This is a genomic window from Mycolicibacter sp. MU0083, assembly GCF_963378075.1.
GTDB classification, from domain to species: domain Bacteria; phylum Actinomycetota; class Actinomycetes; order Mycobacteriales; family Mycobacteriaceae; genus Mycobacterium; species Mycobacterium kokjensenii.
Map to the genome: position 1 here is coordinate 2,264,849 of NZ_OY726394.1, position 15,508 is coordinate 2,280,356.

At 68.4% G+C, this 15,508-nt stretch carries 16 protein-coding genes; 5 read left to right on the forward strand and 11 right to left on the reverse strand.

Annotation, left to right across the window (positions count from 1 at the left end):
• Positions 1-23: 23 nt before the first annotated feature.
• The 7 genes from fabG1 to RCP38_RS10435 all read right to left on the reverse strand — a co-directional run bounded on the left by fabG1 (position 24) and on the right by RCP38_RS10435 (position 7,028).
• Positions 24-773: a 3-oxoacyl-ACP reductase FabG1 gene (fabG1, locus tag RCP38_RS10405; RefSeq protein ID WP_373692337.1), complete on the reverse strand. Its 750-nt coding sequence runs from the start codon at positions 771-773 to the stop codon at positions 24-26.
• 92 nt (positions 774-865) lie between these two features.
• The gene (locus RCP38_RS10410; RefSeq protein ID WP_308472907.1) at positions 866-1,873 is read right to left on the reverse strand and encodes a VWA domain-containing protein; all 1,008 of its coding nucleotides are present in this window, start codon (positions 1,871-1,873) and stop codon (positions 866-868) included.
• A gap of 28 nt (positions 1,874-1,901) precedes the next feature.
• Positions 1,902-2,813, reverse strand: a complete 912-nt coding sequence (locus tag RCP38_RS10415; RefSeq protein WP_308477186.1) for a DUF58 domain-containing protein — start codon at positions 2,811-2,813, stop codon at positions 1,902-1,904.
• 62 nt (positions 2,814-2,875) lie between these two features.
• Entirely contained in the window at positions 2,876-3,994 is a 1,119-nt protein-coding gene (gene moxR1 / locus RCP38_RS10420) for a chaperone MoxR1 (RefSeq protein WP_308472908.1), read from the reverse strand.
• A 122-nt stretch (positions 3,995-4,116) separates the two neighbouring features.
• Positions 4,117-4,818: an NlpC/P60 family peptidoglycan endopeptidase RipB gene (gene ripB / locus RCP38_RS10425; RefSeq protein ID WP_308472909.1), complete on the reverse strand. Its 702-nt coding sequence runs from the start codon at positions 4,816-4,818 to the stop codon at positions 4,117-4,119.
• A gap of 10 nt (positions 4,819-4,828) precedes the next feature.
• Positions 4,829-6,259 carry an NlpC/P60 family peptidoglycan endopeptidase RipA gene (ripA, locus tag RCP38_RS10430; RefSeq protein WP_308477187.1) on the reverse strand — a complete coding sequence of 477 codons (1,431 nt, stop codon included), beginning with the start codon at positions 6,257-6,259 and terminating at the stop codon, positions 4,829-4,831.
• Between the two features lie 262 nt (positions 6,260-6,521).
• Positions 6,522-7,028, reverse strand: coding sequence for an Rv1476 family membrane protein (locus RCP38_RS10435; RefSeq protein ID WP_308477189.1), 507 nt, complete (start codon positions 7,026-7,028; stop codon positions 6,522-6,524).
• Positions 7,029-7,205: 177 nt separating this feature from the next.
• On the opposite strand from RCP38_RS10435, the gene RCP38_RS10440 reads away from it, so the two are divergent.
• Complete coding sequence (locus RCP38_RS10440; RefSeq protein WP_308472910.1) at positions 7,206-10,031, forward strand: aconitate hydratase; 2,826 nt, start codon at positions 7,206-7,208, stop codon at positions 10,029-10,031.
• 22 nt (positions 10,032-10,053) lie between these two features.
• A complete protein-coding gene (locus RCP38_RS10445; RefSeq protein WP_308472911.1) occupies positions 10,054-10,617 on the forward strand; it encodes a TetR/AcrR family transcriptional regulator in 564 nt (187 codons plus the stop codon).
• 98 nt (positions 10,618-10,715) lie between these two features.
• Here RCP38_RS10445 and RCP38_RS10450 read toward each other — a convergent pair whose 3' ends face one another.
• The 4 genes from RCP38_RS10450 to trxA all read right to left on the reverse strand — a co-directional run bounded on the left by RCP38_RS10450 (position 10,716) and on the right by trxA (position 13,939).
• Complete coding sequence (locus RCP38_RS10450; protein WP_308472912.1) at positions 10,716-10,916, reverse strand: helix-turn-helix domain-containing protein; 201 nt, start codon at positions 10,914-10,916, stop codon at positions 10,716-10,718.
• A gap of 108 nt (positions 10,917-11,024) precedes the next feature.
• Positions 11,025-12,662: an ABC-F family ATP-binding cassette domain-containing protein gene (locus tag RCP38_RS10455; protein WP_308472913.1), complete on the reverse strand. Its 1,638-nt coding sequence runs from the start codon at positions 12,660-12,662 to the stop codon at positions 11,025-11,027.
• 42 nt (positions 12,663-12,704) lie between these two features.
• The gene (locus RCP38_RS10460) at positions 12,705-13,538 is read right to left on the reverse strand and encodes an enoyl-CoA hydratase (protein ID WP_308472914.1); all 834 of its coding nucleotides are present in this window, start codon (positions 13,536-13,538) and stop codon (positions 12,705-12,707) included.
• 26 nt (positions 13,539-13,564) lie between these two features.
• Positions 13,565-13,939, reverse strand: coding sequence for a thioredoxin (gene trxA / locus RCP38_RS10465; protein WP_308472915.1), 375 nt, complete (start codon positions 13,937-13,939; stop codon positions 13,565-13,567).
• A gap of 179 nt (positions 13,940-14,118) precedes the next feature.
• Here trxA and RCP38_RS10470 point away from each other — a divergent pair, with 179 nt between their 5' ends.
• The 3 genes from RCP38_RS10470 (at position 14,119) to RCP38_RS10480 (ending at position 15,429) form a co-directional block, all read left to right on the forward strand.
• Entirely contained in the window at positions 14,119-14,766 is a 648-nt protein-coding gene (locus tag RCP38_RS10470; RefSeq protein ID WP_308472916.1) for a DUF5666 domain-containing protein, read from the forward strand.
• Between the two features lie 77 nt (positions 14,767-14,843).
• Positions 14,844-15,245: an SAM-dependent methyltransferase gene (locus tag RCP38_RS10475; RefSeq protein WP_308472917.1), complete on the forward strand. Its 402-nt coding sequence runs from the start codon at positions 14,844-14,846 to the stop codon at positions 15,243-15,245.
• Positions 15,238-15,429 carry a hypothetical protein gene (locus RCP38_RS10480; RefSeq protein WP_308472918.1) on the forward strand — a complete coding sequence of 64 codons (192 nt, stop codon included), beginning with the start codon at positions 15,238-15,240 and terminating at the stop codon, positions 15,427-15,429. Before RCP38_RS10475 ends, RCP38_RS10480 begins: the two co-directional genes overlap by 8 nt.
• The last annotated feature ends 79 nt before the right edge of the window (positions 15,430-15,508 follow it).

The following is a 15,508-nucleotide window of genomic DNA, read 5'->3' on the forward strand; positions in this document are numbered from 1 at the left end:
CGTCGTCTGTCGAAACGTTGCCGCTAGTGGCCCATGCCCATGCCGCCGTCGACGGGAATGACCGCCCCGGCGATGTAACCGGCGTCCTCCGACGCCAGGAAGCTGACCGCCCCGGCCACCTCCTCGGCGGTGCCGACCCGCTTAGCCGGGATGAACTCCAACGCACCCTCCTGGATCCGCTCATCGAGGGCGCGGGTCATTTCGGTGTCGATGTAGCCGGGGGCCACCACGTTGGCGGTGACGCCGGCCTTGGACAGCTCGCGTGAGATCGAGCGGGCCATGCCGATCAACCCCGCCTTGGCCGCGGCGTAGTTCGCCTGGTTGCCGATGCCCCACATGCCCGAGACCGATCCGATGTAGATGATCCGGCCGAAGCGCTTGCGCTGCATGCTGCGCGACGCCCGCTGGGTGACCCGGAAGGCGCCGGTGAGGTTGGCGTTGATGACCTCTTCGAAGCGCTCCTCGGTCATCCGCATCAGGAATGCGTCCTTGGAGATGCCGGCGTTGGCCACCAGCACCTCGACCGGGCCCTGGTGCTCCTCGACCTCTTTGAATGCGCGGTCCACGGCGTCGTTGTCGGTGACATCGCACACGACCCCGAACAGCCCCTCCGGGGCGCCGGAACCGCGGTGGGTCACCGCGACCTTGTGGCCGTCGGCGGCGAGCCGCTGCGCAATCGCCAGGCCGATCCCCCGGTTGCCACCGGTGACCAGGACGGAACGGGACACGAAGGGCGGTTTACCGCCAGGCGTTTCGCTGTCAGTCACCGACATAACTTATCGGACGAATCCGTTGACTCTGCGTTGAGGGCGCGCTCTACTCGCACTTCTGCGCCCGGAGCGCAGAGTCAACGCCGCCGTCAGGTCTAGGCGGGCAACCGCCGGTTGAGCAGGAGCGCCGCGAATGCCGCGGCCGCCAGCACGAACGCTCCCAACCGCAGCCAGCCGGTGCTGGCGTCGCCGCGAATGGTCTCGAACCCGATCTGGTCCTGCAGGGTCGCGTAGACCTCTTTGAGCTGTTGCAGGCTGGAGGCGGTGTAGGCGGTGCCGCCGGACAGGTCGGCGATCTTCTTCAGCGAGTCGTCGTCGACCGGAACCGGCTGCCGCTGCTCGTTGATCTCGACGTAGCCGTAGGCGGTGCCGAACGAGATCGTCGAGACCGGCACCCCCTGGTCCTTGGCGGTGCGCGCCGCGGTGTAGGCCCCCTTGGGGTTATCCGGGTTGGACGGCACCGTCTCCTTGCCGTCGGAGAGCAGCACGATACGGGCCGGCGGCGGGGTGTCCCCGCCGCCGATCACGGCGCCCACCGTCGCGATCGCCTGCAACGCGGTGAAGATGCCCTCCCCGGTGGCGGTGCGGTCGGCCAGCTGCAGTTTGTCGATCGCGGCTTTGGTGGCCTCGCGGTTGGTGGTCGGCGAGGTCAGCACGGTCGCCGTGCCGGCGTAGGCGATCAGCCCCAGGTTGATACCCGCGGTCAGCTCGTCGGCGAACTGCTTGCCGGCTTCCTGCGCGGCGGCCAGCCGGCTGGGGGCGACGTCGGTGGCGCGCATCGACTGCGACACGTCGATCACCAGCATCACCACCGCGCGGTTGCGCGGGATACGGATGTCGTGGGTGGGTCCGGCCATCGCCACGGTGAACAGCAGCAGTGAGCTGATCAGCAGGATCGCCGACAGGTGCCGCCAGCGGGTCGGCGACTTCGGCGCCACGCTCTCCAGCAACTCCATGTTGGCGAACCGCAGGATCCGCCGGTGCCGGGCCACCTGCATCAGGATGTACAGCCCGATCAGCCCCAGGATGACCAGTACGAACAGGAAGAACCACGGGTGCGCGAACCCACCCAGCGTCATCGGCCCGAGGAGCGGCAATGTCATAGCAGACCTGTCTTTGTACGAGTCGAGTTCACGGCATCCCCGCCAGCGCGCCGCGCCGGCGTGACTCGACGAATCGAACGATGTCGGCGATCCAGTCCCGGTCGGTGCGCAGGCTCAGCACCGGTGCACCGCAACTGCGCAGTGCGCGCGCGACGTCGGTGCGGTGTGCTTCGGCCGCCCGGGCGAAATCGTCCTGCAGTTTCGCGTCGATGGTGAATTCGCGGGTCACCCCGGATTCGGTGTCCTGCAGCACCACGTCGCCGACGTCGGGCAACTCGACGTCACGCGGATCGAGCACCTCGATGCCCAGTACCTCGTGCCGGGCCGCGATCGCCCGCAGCGGGCGCATCCAGTTGATCGGTCCGAGGAAGTCGCTGATGATGACGGCCATGCCGCGCCGCCGTTCCGGGCGGCGCAGGGCGTCGATGGCCGCCGCCAGATCACCGCGCACCCCCGCGGGAGCCCGCGGCGTGGTGGCGATGGTGCGCAGCAGCGACTGCTCGTGGTTGCGCCCGGTACGGGCCGGCACCCGCACCACCCGCTCGCCGTTGGCCACCAGGGCGCCCAACCGGTTCCCGCCGCCGCTGTTGAGGTAGACGATGGCCGAGGCCGCGGCCATCGCCAGGTCACGCTTCTCGCAGTTCGCGGTGCCGAAATCCATGCTGGCCGACATGTCGACCACCAGCCAGGTCTCCAGTTCGCGGTCGGCGATCATCTGGCGGACGTGGGGATGGGTGGTGCGCGCGGTCACCGACCAGTCCATCCGCCGGACGTCGTCGCCAGGCTGATAAAGGCGGGACTCACCGGGCTCGGAGCCCGGTCCCGGGATCAGGCCGAGGTGGTCGCCGTGCAACACCCCGTCGAGCTTGCGTTTGACGGTCAGCTCGAGGGTGCGCAGCGCGGCGGCCAGTTTCGGGTCGCGGATTCCGCCGCGCAGCATCGACGGCGGCGTGGTGGCGGTCCCGGGTTGCTGAGTCGATCCAGCCCCGGGCGCGGCGTCGCTCACCGACCGCCGGCCACAGCCGCCACGGTCGGGGCACCCGCGGCCGGCGAGGGCTGCTGCTGCGGAACGGCGTTCACCTGCGGCAGCGGAACCGTCTGCAGGACCCGGTTGATGACGATCTCCGGAGTGATCTCGTCGGCGAGCGCGTCGTAGGACAGCACCAGCCGGTGCCGCAGCACGTCGGGGATGACCTCGATGACGTCCTGCGGGATCACGTAGTCGCGCCCGCGCACCAGGGCCAGCGCCCGCGAAGCGCTGATGATGCCCAACGAGGCACGCGGCGAGGCACCGAACGACAGCCAGTTCTTCACGTCGGGCATGCCGAACTGCTCGGGCTGGCGCGTCGCGGTGATGACCCGCACCACGTAGTCCACCAGCGCGTGATGCACGAAGTTGTTGGCGGCCAGGTTCTGCAGCCGCACCAGGTCGGCGGTGCTGAGGATCTGCTTGGGCTCCGGCGGGGCGACGCCCATCCGGTAGATGATCTCCCGCTCTTCTTCCGGCGACGGGTAGCTGACGTTGATCTTGAACAGGAAGCGGTCGCGCTGCGCCTCGGGCAGCGGGTAGACGCCCTCGTGCTCGATCGGGTTCTGGGTGGCCATGACCAGGAACGGGTTGGGCAGCGCGAAGCTCTTCCCGCCGATGGAGACCTTGCGTTCCTGCATGACCTCCAGCAACGCCGACTGCACCTTGGCCGGTGCGCGGTTGATCTCGTCGGCGAGCAGGAAGTTGGTCATCACCGGGCCCAGTTCGGTGTCGAACTCCTCCCGGCCCTGCCGGTAGATGCGGGTACCGATGATGTCGGTCGGCACCAGATCCGGAGTGAACTGGATGCGGGCGAAGGATCCGCCGACCACCCGGGCGAAGGTCTCCACGGCCAGGGTCTTGGCGACACCGGGAACGCCTTCGAGCAGCACGTGCCCCTTGGCGAGCAGGCCGACCAGGATGCGCTCGACCAGCTGGTCCTGGCCGACGATGACACGCTTGACCTCGAAGATGGCCCGCTCCAGCGCGTGCACCTCGGCAGCGAGTCCGCCTCCGCCGGACGCGCCTGCCTCGGCCCCCGCCGAAGTCGGGAAACCGCTGGCGCCCGCGGGCGTCCCTTCCGATGACGTCATCGACAAATCCTCCACAAAGGTCGGTCAGACTCTCACTGCTTGCACGGCACAGGGCCGACGGGCCCCATGGGGTCCGCGTTTCACTATTCCAGGGTTCGCGACATCCGTCGACGTAAGGCCCGTCAGTACTCGATGATCCGGGTCAGGTATGGCGTCATCCCGGCGGTGCGCACCGGGCTGATGACGACCTTGCCGGCGCTCCCGGAGGCCTCCAGCATCTTGCCGCCGCCCAGGAACATCGCGACGTGCTGGCCGCCGCCGGGCCCGTACAGGATCAGGTCACCGCGCCGGGCCTGGTTGCGCGGGATGTGCCGGCCGGCGTTGTACTGGTCGCCGGAGAACCTCGGGATCAGCACCCCGACCCCGGCGAACGCGTACCGCATCAGCCCCGAGCAGTCGAAGCCGACCGTTCCGGCACCGGAGTCGATGCCCTTGCTGGGGCCGGTCAACGATCCGCCGCCCCACGAGTAGGGCACCCCCATCTGCGAACCGGCGCGGCGGATGACGTACTCGATCGCCTGCTTGCCGTGCACCCGCTGGCCGGGTGCGACGTTTCCGGCCGAGTCGTCACCGATGTTGATGCCCAGGCCGGACAGGAACTTGCGGCCCAGGTCCATGGTGGTCTGGGTGGCCTGCGCGGTGGCCTGCAGCGATGCGTTGGCGATCGCCAGCGGGTCGCCGGGGGCACCGGCGCTGATGGTCGCCGGCAGCGTGGGGTCCCAGCCCGGTTCGGCTTCGGCCGGACCGGCCAGGCCGAGCATCACCGTCGTCGCCGCGAGCAGCGACGCGGTGACGTGGATAAAGCGCCTGAAAATCTGTTGCATCACTCCGCCGTCAGTATTCGATGTATCGGACTACGAAGGGCGTCATCCCGCTCTTGCGTACCGGCGACACCTTCACCACCTGGCCGACGTCGGGCGCCTCCAGCATCTGGCCGTTGCCGAGGTAGAGCGTCACGTGCTGGCTGCCGCCGGGCCCGTAGAAGATGACGTCGCCGCGACGCGCCAGCGCGGTCGGGATCTGGCGGCCCATCTTGTACTGCGAACCCGAGTAGTGCGGCAGTTTGATGCCGACCCCGGCGAAGGCGTAGAGGATCAGCCCGGAGCAGTCGAAGCCGACGGTGCCCGCACCGGAGCCGATGCCGCGGCCCGGTCCCGCGGCGGTGCCCCCACCCCACGAGTAGGGCACCCCGCGTTGCGACATGGCGCGACGGATCACGTACTCGGAGGCCTGCCGGCCGTAGACCCGCGGGATCTTGCCGTTGTTGATCCCGGTGTCGTCGGGCTTGGCCAGGCCGATCGACTGCAGGAACTTCTGCCCCAGATTCGCGGTCACCTGCGCCGAGGTCTGGGAGATCCCGAGAACCTGGTTGATGACGGCGATCGGATCGCCGGGGATGTCGGCGCTGGGAACCATCGGCAGGGTCGGGTCCCAGGGGCCGTCCCACTGTTCGGGTCCGGCGCCGGCTGCCGGCCCGGCGTCGGGGCCGACGGGGTTGCCCCACCGATCGCCATCGGGTGCGCCGGACGGGGCCGGTGCGGCCTGGGGCTGGCGGTGGCCGCGGGCCGCGACGAGTTTGGCCTGGGCCTGACTGCGTTGGGCGGCGAGCCGGTCGATTTCGACCTGTTGTTCACCGAACTTGCGCTGGGTGTCGGTGAGCGCCGCGACCGCGGCGTCCTGGCTCGACTGGGCGTCGGCGACCGCTCGGTCGGCCCGCTCCTTGGCCAGCCGGGCCGCCGATTCCTTGTTCACCTGCTCGATGCGGGCCCGTTTGAGGTTGTCCAGCACCTGCTGTGAGCTGAGCGCCAGGGCCTGCCCGGCCGCCGCCGTCGCGATCATCTCCGACGGGTTCGTCGCGGTGAGGTAGCTGTCCGAGGGGCCGTTCATGTAGGTCGATGCGGCGAAGGTGTTGAACCGCTTCTGGGCGGCGACGATCGCGGCGTCGGCGTCGGCGATCGCCTGCCGGCCCGCCTCCACCTCGTGCTGGGCCGCGTCGGCTTCTTCACGTGCGGTCTGCAGGTCCACCAGCGCCTTGTTGACGCTTTCCTTCTCTTCGGCGATCTGTGCACCCAGGTTCTGCAACTGCTGGTTGGCCTCGGCGACGTCGGCGATCAGCGCCGCGATGCCGTCGGGGTCCGCCGTGGGGGCGGCCACTGCCAGGCCGGGGGTGCCCAGCAGCAGCGCGGCGCTCAGGACCGAGGCCGTCACCGGCTGGGCGAACCGGGCCGACCGACGGAAAGCAGAGCCATCGGCGCCACGACGGATGCGTGTCATTCGGCTGGGATCTCCTCGGACTGGGGGCAGGCGGCGCCGCACTTCGGCCGGTGGCAAAAGCACAGAAACATCACATGCAACAACTGCGCCATTAGCGACCATACGTCACATGAGTCACTGGAGAAACGTTCGTAACAAACTACATCGTTGTTATTGAGCTGGTTGTGACCATTACGTGACCTACATATTTGCCACGAATCACCCGACGGCCATCATCGACCGCCAAAAAGCCAATCTGAACTGGTGAATATTCCTATTCGGAGGAATCCGCACCGTCGGCGATGCGTTTGCTGCGCCGCTGCAGGAACCGGGTTCCGACGGCCGCTGCCGCCACCCCCGCCAATAACACCACCGTGATTCCCGTCCAGGGCAGATCCGGGGTGGTCAATTCATGGAGGAAATTCTGCGCCGAGACCACCGGGTCACCGGTTTTGGCGTGATCCTCGGCGACCTCGAGCTTGGATCGGTGAAACCGCCCGCTGTAGCTGCCGACGAAATTGGTGCTGAGCACCAGGACGGTGGCGTCGGGATAGTCGTAGCCCACCACGGTGGCCACGTCGCGCAGTGCGGTGTCCATCCCCGGATTGCGGGCCACCTCGACGATCTTCAGGTCGATGCCGTCGCGTGCCGCGTCGGCCACCACTTCGCGCAGCGCCGGGACGTCGGCCGCCGGGGCGCTGACCCCGTCGGCGGCGACGGCCACCTTGACCAGTGCCATGCAGTCGTCGGGCGGCGTGGCCGGATCGAGGCCGACGGTGATGCAGAGCTCGCCGGGAATGTAGGCCGGCGGGTGCTGGATCGTCACGGTTGATGACGGTATCAATCCCGCCCAGGTGAGGTGAACCTTACTTTATACAGGACAAACGTACTGTTACGGTTAGTGCGCTCGTCGGCGCGGACCCGTCGATGAATCAGGACTCGATCCCGGGGAGTTGAAGTGACCAACACAGAATCGGTGAATTCGTTCGGAGCCCGTAACACCCTGACCGTGGGTGACCAGAGCTATGAGATCTACCGCCTCGATGCCGTGCCGGGCACCGAGAAACTCCCGTACAGCCTCAAGGTGCTCGCGGAGAACCTGCTGCGCACCGAAGACGGCGCCAACATCACCAAAGAGCACATCAACGCCATCGCGAACTGGGACCCGAACGCCGAGCCGAGCATCGAGATCCAGTTCACCCCCGCCCGGGTGATCATGCAGGACTTCACCGGCGTGCCCTGCGTGGTCGACCTGGCCACCATGCGTGAGGCCGTCACCGCCCTGGGCGGCGACCCGAACAAGGTCAACCCGCTCTCGCCGGCCGAGATGGTCATCGACCACTCCGTGATCCTCGACGTCTTCGGCACCGCCGACGCCTTCGAGCGCAACGTCGCCCTCGAATACGAGCGCAACGCCGAGCGCTACCAGTTCCTGCGCTGGGGCCAGGGCGCCTTCGACGACTTCAAGGTCGTCCCGCCGGGCACCGGCATCGTGCACCAGGTCAACATCGAATACCTGGCCCGCACCGTCATGGTCCGCAACGGTCAGGCCTACCCGGACACCTGCGTGGGCACCGACAGCCACACCACCATGGAGAACGGCCTGGGTGTGCTGGGCTGGGGCGTCGGCGGTATCGAGGCCGAGGCCGCCATGCTGGGCCAGCCGGTGTCGATGCTGATCCCCCGCGTCGTCGGCTTCAAGCTGACCGGTGAGATCCAGCCCGGCGTCACCGCCACCGACGTGGTGCTGACCGTCACCGACATGCTGCGTCGCCACGGTGTGGTCGGCAAGTTCGTCGAGTTCTACGGCAAGGGCGTGGCCGAGGTGCCGCTGGCCAACCGCGCCACGCTGGGCAACATGAGCCCGGAGTTCGGCTCCACCTGCGCGATCTTCCCGATCGACGGCGAGACCATCAACTACCTGCGGCTGACCGGCCGCACCGACGAGCAGCTCGCGCTGGTCGAGGCCTACGCCAAGGCCCAGGGCATGTGGCACGACCCCGACCACGAGCCGGCCTTCTCCGAGTACCTGGAGCTGGACCTGTCGACCGTGGTTCCCTCGATCGCAGGCCCGAAGCGCCCGCAGGACCGGATCCTGTTGTCGGAGAGCAAGATCGCCTTCCGCAAGGACATCCACAACTACGTGGGCGAGGACCTGCCGGCACCGCACACCAAGCTCGACGATGCCCTCGAGGACACCTTCCCGGCGTCCGACCCGGTCAAGCTGAGCTTCGCCGACGACGACGCGGTGGCCCTGCCGTCGGCCGCGGCCGGCTGCGAGGGCCGGCCGAGCAAGCCGGTCCGGGTCAGCTGCGACCGGGGTGAGTTCATCCTCGACCACGGCGCGGTCGCCGTCGCCGGCATCACGTCGTGCACCAACACCTCCAACCCGTCGGTGATGATCGGCGCCGCCCTGCTGGCCCGCAACGCCGTCGAGAAGGGCCTGAGCACCAAGCCGTGGGTCAAGACCAACATGGCGCCGGGTTCGCAGGTCGTCACCGACTACTACGAGAAGGCCGGCCTGTGGCCCTACCTGGAGAAGCTCGGCTTCTACCTGGGCGGCTACGGCTGCACCACCTGTATCGGTAACACCGGCCCGCTGCCCGAGGAGATCTCCAAGGCGGTCAACGAACAGGACCTCACGGTCACCGCGGTGCTCTCGGGTAACCGCAACTTCGAGGGCCGCATCTCCCCCGACGTCAAGATGAACTACCTGGCGTCGCCGCCGCTGGTGATCGCCTACGCGCTGGCCGGCACCATGGACTTCGACTTCGAGACCGATGCGCTGGGCAAGGACCCGCAAGGCAACGACGTCTTCCTGCGCGACATCTGGCCGTCGGCCCAGGAGATCGACGACACCATCAAGTCCGCGATCAGCCAGGACATGTTCCGCAAGTCCTACGCCGACGTGTTCAAGGGCGACGAGAACTGGCGCAACCTGCCCACCCCCGACGGTGACACCTTCGCCTGGGACGACTCGTCGACCTACGTGCGCAAGGCGCCCTACTTCGACGGGATGGGCCTGGAGCCCTCGCCGGTCTCCGACATCAGCGGCGCCCGCGTGATGGCACTGCTGGGCGACTCGGTGACCACCGACCACATCAGCCCGGCCGGCCCGATCAAGCCCGGCACCCCGGCGGCGGACTACCTCGACGCCCACGGGGTCGCACGCAAGGACTACAACTCGCTGGGCAGCCGACGCGGCAACCACGAGGTGATGGTCCGCGGCACCTTCGCCAACATCCGCCTGCAGAACCGGATCCTGGACACCATCGGCCTGGAGGGCACCCAGGGCGGTTACACCCGTGACTTCACCCAGGAGGGTGGCCCGAAGGAGTTCATCTACAACGCGTGCATGAACTACCAGAAGGCCGGTATCCCGCTGGTGGTGTTGGGCGGCAAGGAGTACGGCTCCGGCTCGTCGCGTGACTGGGCGGCCAAGGGCACCACGCTGCTGGGCGTCAAGGCGGTCATCACCGAGTCCTTCGAGCGCATCCACCGGTCGAACCTGATCGGTATGGGCGTGATCCCGCTGCAGTTCCCGGCCGGTGAGAGCGCCAAGTCGCTGGGCCTGGACGGCACCGAGACCTTCGACATCGTCGGTATCGAGGAGCTCAACGCCGGCAAGACGCCCAAGACCGTGCACGTCACCGCCACCAAAGAAGACGGCGACAAGATCGAGTTCGACGCGGTGGTGCGTATCGACACCCCCGGCGAGGCCGACTACTACCGCAACGGCGGCATCCTGCAGTACGTACTGCGCAACATGCTCAAGTCGAAGTAGCCCGGCAAGCAGCGATCAGCTGATGCCCAGGGTCAGCGAGGACCATCTGGCGGCGCGGCGCCGCCAGATCCTCGATGGCGCACGCCGGTGCTTCGCCGCCTACGGCTACGACCAGGCGACGGTGCGACGGTTGGAGCAGACGGTGGGCTTGTCGCGGGGGGCGATCTTCCATCACTTCCGCGACAAGGACACCCTGTTCTTCGAGCTGGCCCGCGAGGACGCCCAGCGGATGGCCGATCTCGTCTCGCGGGAGGGCCTGATCGGTGTGATGCGTGAGATGCTCGCGGCGCCGGAGCAGTTCGACTGGCTGGCCACCCGGCTGGAGATCGCCCGTAAACTGCGGCACGATCCGGAGTTCAGTCGCGGCTGGGCGGAACGGTCAGCCGAATTGTCCGCTGCGACAACGGATCGGCTGCATCGGCAGAAGCAGGCCGGTCGGTTGCGCGACGATGTGCCCGGCGACGTGTTGCACTGCTACCTGGATCTGGTGCTCGACGGACTGGTGGCACGACTGGCCTCCGGCGAAGATCCCGGCCGGCTGTCGGCCGTCCTCGATCTGGTCGAGGATTCGGTGCGGCAGAGCTGATTTCGGCTCGGCATGGCGCTGCGCGAGCGTGCGCAGACTGCCGTCTACAAGCGGCGTGTCGTGTACAGACACGCACGCTCGCGCATGTATGTGTGGGGCTAGCGCGGGCGGGAGCGGTGGTTGGGGCCACCGCGACTGCGCATCGCCACACCCGCCTCCCGCAGCATGCTGTGCACCGACCCGTACGATCGCCCGGTGGTGGCCGCCAGGGTTCGGATGCTCGCTCCCCTCTCGTAGGCGTTGCGAAGCTCGACCAGTTGCCGATCGCGCTGCTTGTTGGGTTTTGTCGTCGTCGCCACGTCGCCTCACCATCCCTCGCCCGCCATTGGACGGCTTCAGCGTATGAACGCGACGACGCCGTCGGGCGACTTTCGGCGAATTATCGGGGCGCCGAACGGCGGGGGCTTCTAGGCCAGTTCGATCAGGTCGCGGTAGTCCGCCGACCAGTGATCCTCGGTGCCGTCGGGCAGCAGCACCACCCGCTGCGGGTCCAGCGCTTCCGCCGCGCCCGGGTCGTGGGTCACCAACACCACCGCACCGGCATAGCTGCGCAGCGCGTCGAGCACCTGCTCCCGTGATGCCGGGTCGAGGTTGTTGGTCGGCTCATCGAGCAGCAGCACGTTCGCGGTGGAGGCCACCAACCCGGCCAGCGCCAACCGGGTCTTCTCACCGCCGGACAGGGTGCCGGCCGCCTGCTCCAGTTGCGGCCCGGTGAACATGAACGCACCCAACAGTCCGCGCAGATCCTGCTCGGAGGTGTCGGGGGCCGCGTGGCGGATGTTCTCCCACACCGTGGCGGCGTTGTCGATGGTGTCGTGTTCCTGGGCGAAATAGCCGATCTTGCAACCGTGGCCGGGTTCGAGCCGGCCTGCGTCGGGGATCTCCGCGCCGGCCAGCACCCGCAGGAGGGTGGTCTTGCCGGCACCGTTGAGCCCCAGCACCACCACCCGCGATCCCCGGTCGATGGCCAGGTCCACGCCGCTGAACACCTCCAGCGAGCCGTACATCTTGGTCAGCCCGCTGGCCATCAGCGGGGTCTTTCCGCAGGCGGCCGGCGTGGGGAATTTGATGCGGGCGACCTTGTCGGCGACCCGTTCCTCATCGAGTGCGGCCAGCATCCGGTCGGCTCGACGCAACATGTTCTGTGCGGCAACGGCTTTGGTCGCCTTGGCGCCCAGCTTGGCCGCCTGGCTGCGCAGCGCGGCGACCTTGCGCTCGGCGTTGGCCCGCTCCCGGCGGCGACGCTGTTCATCGGTCGCGCGGGCGTCGAGGTACTTCTGCCAGCCCATGTTGTAGACGTCGGCCTCACCGCGTACCGCGTCGAGGAACCACACCCGGTTGACCACATCGGCCAGCAGGTCCACGTCGTGGCTGATCAGCACCAGTCCCCCGCTGTGGTTCTTGAGGAAGTCGCGCAGCCAGCCGATCGAGTCGGCGTCGAGGTGGTTGGTCGGCTCGTCGAGCAGCAGCGTGGTGCCCGATCCCGCACCTCCGGCACCTCCCTCGCCGGCGGCGAACAGGATGCGGGCCAACTCCACCCGTCGGCGCTGACCGCCGGAGAGCGTGCGCAGCGGCTGGGTCAACACCCGGTCCGGCAGGCCCAGGCTGGTGCAGATCCGGCCCGCCTCGCTCTCGGCGGCGTAGCCGCCCAGTGCGGAGAACCGCTCCTCGAGCTGGCCGTAGCGGCGGATGGCCCGGTCGCGCTCGGTGTCGTCGACGACCTCGGCCATCAGCACCTGCTGCTTCTCCAGGTCGGCCAGGATCGTGTCGAGGCCACGCGCCGAGAGCACCCGGTCGCGGGCCAGCACGTCGAGGTTGCCCTCCCGGGGGTCCTGCGGCAGGTAGCCGACCTCACCGGTGCGGGTGATGGTGCCGGCGTAGGGCTCACCCTCGCCGGCGAGGATGCGCATCGTGGTGGTCTTGCCGGCACCGTTGCGGCCGACCAGGCCGATCCGGTCGCCGGGCTGCACGCGCAGCACCGAATCAATCGAGTCGAGCAGGGTGCGCGCTCCGGCGCGGACCTCCAGGCCCGTTGCGGTAATCACGCGCGCGTACTCCTGTCGTGAGCTAGGTGTCGTCGGTACCGACTACTTGTCGTCGGTGAAGACCGGTGGGCGCTTCTCGGCGCGCGCAGCGACGGCTTCCTCGAAGTTGCTGGTCAGCAGGCGCACATAGAGTTGTCCGAGTCCCTCGGCCTGCATGTGCCCCTCCAGACTACCGGCGTCGAGTCCGCTCCAGAGCGTCCGCTTGGTCAACTCGGCCCCCGGCCGGGAGAAACCGGCGATCCGCTCGGCCATCGCATAGCAGGTTTCGAGCAGATCCGGCTGTTCCACCACCTGCGAGACCAAGCCGATCCGCTCGGCTTCGCCCGCGTCGACGTCGCGGCCGGTGAGCATGATCTCGAACGCCCGCGACGCCCCGATCGCCCGCGGCAACAGATAGCTCAGGCCCAGCTCGCTGGCGGTCAGCCCGTTGTTGATGCCGGCAGCCCGGAAGTAGGCCCCCGATGCGGCGACCCGGATATCGGCCGCCAACGCCAGGCACAACCCGCCGCCGATCGCCGCACCGTTGACCGCGGCGATCACCGGCTGATGCAGCCGCCGCAACGCCAGGATGATGTCATCGAGCAACTCCATCGACCGCAGCCCGAAGGTGGGCCGGGTCAGGCCGGCCACGTGCGGCACCGACCCGGCCGACTTGTGGTCGGCGCCGGAGGAGAATCCCCGGCCGGCCCCGGTCAGCACCACCACCCGCACGTCGTTGTCGTAGCCGACCTCGGCCAGCACATCGCGCAGCGGCACCATCACGTCGAACGCCATCGAGTTCATCCGCTCCGGGCGGTTGAGCGTGATCAGTGCGACATGCGGGCGCGGGCGCTCGACGAGGACGAACTCGGAGCCGGACTGGGATGCGGTGGGCACGGATGCACGCTATCGCGTGCGGCACCTCAGACCTGTTCGGGCTTGCCCTGCGACGCCTGTTCGGCCAGGGCCGCCTCCAGGTCGAGGTCCTTGACCTGCTGGACCAGATTCTCCAGTGCCGCCGCGGGCAGGGCGCCGGCCTGGTTGAACACCAGGGTGCCCTTCTTGAACGCCATCAGGGTGGGGATGGACCGGATCTGGGCGGCAGCGGCCAGCTGCTGTTCGGCCTCAGTGTCGACCTTGGCGAACACCACGTCGGGGTGCTTCTCGGAGACGGCCGCGAACGTCGGCGCGAACGCCTTGCACGGCCCGCACCAGGAAGCCCAGAAATCGACGAGCACGATGTCGTTGCCGGCGATGGTTTCTTCGAATTGCGCTGAGGTGAGGTCTTGGGTTGCCATGATGGACCTAACGCCCGTCTGCCCCGCGGTGTTCCCGGTCGGCTCCGTCCAGACCCGGATCGACCTACACAGCGGGCTCACAGCACAGAGCTAGCTGGTCGCTAAGTCGACCATCGACGGTGGAAGCACTGCCCGGCGACACCACGCCGCCGGGCACCGACGAACGGAGAAAAACGCTGATGTCCGCCCGCCCCAGCACCACCGCCCCGGCGATCCGCACACTCACCGGCGCCGCCGCACTGTTCGCCGCCGGCGCACTGTTCGTTCCGGCACTGGCCCACGCCGACGGTGACCGGGTCATCGGCCCCGTCTCGTCGACATCCGGCAACACCTTCGAGGTCGCGCGTCCCGCCGGCACCGCCGTGGTCGCCTACACCGACGCCACCAAGATCTTCGAGTCCGTGCCCGCCCAGCGCGCCGAGATCACCGTCGGCACCTGCATCAAGGCCGGCGCCGGTAAAGACAGCGCGCCCGCCGAGAGCGGTGCGATCACCGCGAAGTTCGTGGCGATCAAGACCGACGGTAACTGCGAGCAGCGCCCCGCCGACCCCGCCAAGCCGGCAAAATCGCACCGCGGGGTCCGCGGTGTGGTGGAGTCGGTGTCCGGTGACACCGTGACCGTGGCCGGCGCGAACGGCCCCACCACCGTGACGATCGACGACAACACGCATGTGCACCGCCTGGTCACCGTCAGCGGGCCGTCGATCAGCACCGGTAAGTGTGTCGCCGCCCGCGGCGCCAACGACGACGACGGCGTGCTGCAGGCCAAGCGGATCACCGTGTGGGCGCCCGGCGACGGCCAGGCCTGCCCCGAGCCCCCGATGTAGTCGACCAGCAGACGATGCGCGGGCCGCCGATTCCTCGGCGGCCCGCGGTCGTCTCCGGGCCCCGAGGAGGGCACGCCGTGGCAACGACGGACATCACCGCGAAGTACTCGCCGTCGATGTCGTGGTTCTACGACAGGTTCGTCGCCGACGCCGTGCACGAATCGGTGTCACCGCTCCTGACCCGGGCGGTGCCCACCCCTGGCGCGACCGCATCGATTCTCGAAATCGGTTCCGGGGGCGGACAATTCGCTCTCCATCTCGTGAAACGTCATGCCGGTGTCAGCGTGACCGGCATCGACCTGTCCGCCGAACAAACGGCACGGGCGAACGCGCGCGTCAACACCCTGCCCACAAGCGAGGCCCGACCGCGACCGGGGCATCGACGAGATGCTTCGGTGCCTGAAGAACGACGGCCGCCTGCTGATCGCCGAGGTCGACCGTGGTTGTCGTCTTCCCGATGCGAAACGGTTCGTGCGTGACGTCGGTCTGCCGGCACCGCTGCGGATCCCCTACTTGTGGATGTTTCGGACCTATGTCGCCGGGCAGGGACTCGATCTCGATGAGGCGCGTGCCGCGCTGTCCGACCGTCCGCTCACCGATACGGCCGTGCAGCGGATCCCGGGAACGCCCTTTCTCATGATGAGCGGGACCAAGCGGGACTGAAGCCCGCGGGCGGGACTGGACGCCGCGCGGATGGCGCGACAGCACCACCAGATCGGCGTAGTTGCCGGCCTCGGGGCCG

What these genes read in the sequence shown, in the direction of transcription:
- fabG1 (WP_373692337.1), bottom strand. Translation starts at nt 773, where the DNA reads ATGTCGGTGACTGACAGCGAAACGCCTGGCGGTAAACCGCCCTTCGTG.
- RCP38_RS10410 (WP_308472907.1), bottom strand. Translation starts at nt 1,873, where the DNA reads ATGACATTGCCGCTCCTCGGGCCGATGACGCTGGGTGGGTTCGCGCAC.
- RCP38_RS10415 (WP_308477186.1), bottom strand. Translation starts at nt 2,813, where the DNA reads ATGCTGCGCGGCGGAATCCGCGACCCGAAACTGGCCGCCGCGCTGCGC.
- moxR1 (WP_308472908.1), bottom strand. Translation starts at nt 3,994, where the DNA reads ATGACGTCATCGGAAGGGACGCCCGCGGGCGCCAGCGGTTTCCCGACT.
- ripB (WP_308472909.1), bottom strand. Translation starts at nt 4,818, where the DNA reads ATGCAACAGATTTTCAGGCGCTTTATCCACGTCACCGCGTCGCTGCTC.
- RCP38_RS10445 (WP_308472911.1), top strand. Translation starts at nt 10,054, where the DNA reads ATGCCCAGGGTCAGCGAGGACCATCTGGCGGCGCGGCGCCGCCAGATC.
- trxA (WP_308472915.1), bottom strand. Translation starts at nt 13,939, where the DNA reads ATGGCAACCCAAGACCTCACCTCAGCGCAATTCGAAGAAACCATCGCC.
- RCP38_RS10470 (WP_308472916.1), top strand. Translation starts at nt 14,119, where the DNA reads ATGTCCGCCCGCCCCAGCACCACCGCCCCGGCGATCCGCACACTCACC.